The 1322-nt window shown below is 76.7% G+C and carries 1 protein-coding gene; it reads right to left on the bottom strand.

The features are described 5' to 3' along the window. Positions 1-1212, bottom strand: a 1212-nt coding sequence (gene mshA, locus ABD317_RS36985) for a D-inositol-3-phosphate glycosyltransferase (protein ID WP_344296463.1), incomplete at its 3' end; no start/stop codon positions are given. Positions 1213-1322 lie beyond the last annotated feature (110 nt).

Genomic DNA, 1322 nt, shown 5'->3' with positions numbered 1-1322 from the left:
CATCCGGGCGCCCAGCGCCGGGTCGGCGTCCAGCCGCGCCAGCGCGGCCGCGTAGTCCGCCGGGTCGTGGCCCTCGACCAGATACCCCGTGACGCCGTCGCGCACCGCGACCGGCAGCCCGCCGACCGCCGCCGCCACCACCGGCGTCCCGCACGCCTGCGCCTCCAGCGCGACCAGCCCGAACGACTCGCTGTACGACGGCATCACCAGCACCGACGCCGCCCGGAACCAGCGCGCCAGCGACTCCTGCGCCACCGGCGGCGCAAACCGTACGACGTCGCCGATCCCCAGCCGTGCCGCCAGCTTCTGCAGCGCCTCCGGCTTGGCCAGCCCGCTGCCGCTCGGCCCGCCCACCACCGGCACCACCAGCCGCTCGCGCAGCGCCGGGTCCCGGTCGAGGAGCAGCGCCACGGCGCGCAGCAGCACGTCGGGGGCCTTGAGCGGCTGTATGCGGCCGGCGAACAGCGGCACGAAGGCGTCCCGCGGCAGCCCCAGCGCGGCGCGCGCCGCGGCGCGGGTCCCGCCGCCGGGGCCGCCGGGGCCATCGGGGCGGAAGACGTCGAGGTTCACGCCGGGGCGCACGACGGCGACGCGGGCGGGGTCGGCGTCGTAGTGGTGGAGCAGGTCGCGGGCCTCGTCGTCGGTGTTGGCGACGAGCCGGTCCGCGGCCCGGACGATCTGGCTCTCGCCGATGACGCGGGCGGGCGGCTCGGCGCTGTCGCCGGCGGCGAGGGCGGCGTTCTTGACCTTGGCCATGGTGTGCATGGCGTGCACCAGCGGCACGCCCCAGCGCTGGGCGGCGAGCCAGCCGACGTGGCCGGAGAGCCAGTAGTGGGAGTGGACGAGGTCGTAGTAGCCGGGGCGGTGGCTCGCCTCGGCCTGCATGACGCCGTGCGTGAACGCGCACAGCTGCGCGGGCAGATCCTCCTTGGCCAGCCCCTCGTACGGCCCGGCGGCCACGTGCCGGACGAGCACGCCGGGCGCCAGCTCGACGGCCGGCGGGAGGGCGGCGGAGGTGGCGCGGGTGAAGACCTCGACCTCGACGCCGATCTCGGCGAGCCGGCGCGCCAGCTCGACGATGTAGACGTTCATGCCGCCGGCGTCGCCGGTGCCGGGCTGGTGGAGGGGCGAGGTGTGCACGGAGAGCATGGCGACACGACGTGGCCGGCGGTGGCGCGCAAGCGCGCGGAGCCGGGACAGGTGGTGACTCACGGCCGCTTGTTCCTCCTCGGAATCGCCGTCATCCCCGCCGCGCTGAGGTGAACACCCGGGAGCGCCGGGTTCATTCCCGGCGGAAGGTGCGGCCCGGCCCGCCCGGCCGC

The organism is Streptomyces synnematoformans (genome assembly GCF_039531005.1).
In the GTDB taxonomy this organism is placed as follows: domain Bacteria; phylum Actinomycetota; class Actinomycetes; order Streptomycetales; family Streptomycetaceae; genus Streptomyces; species Streptomyces synnematoformans.
This window is presented reverse-complemented; position numbering and strand designations above follow the sequence as displayed.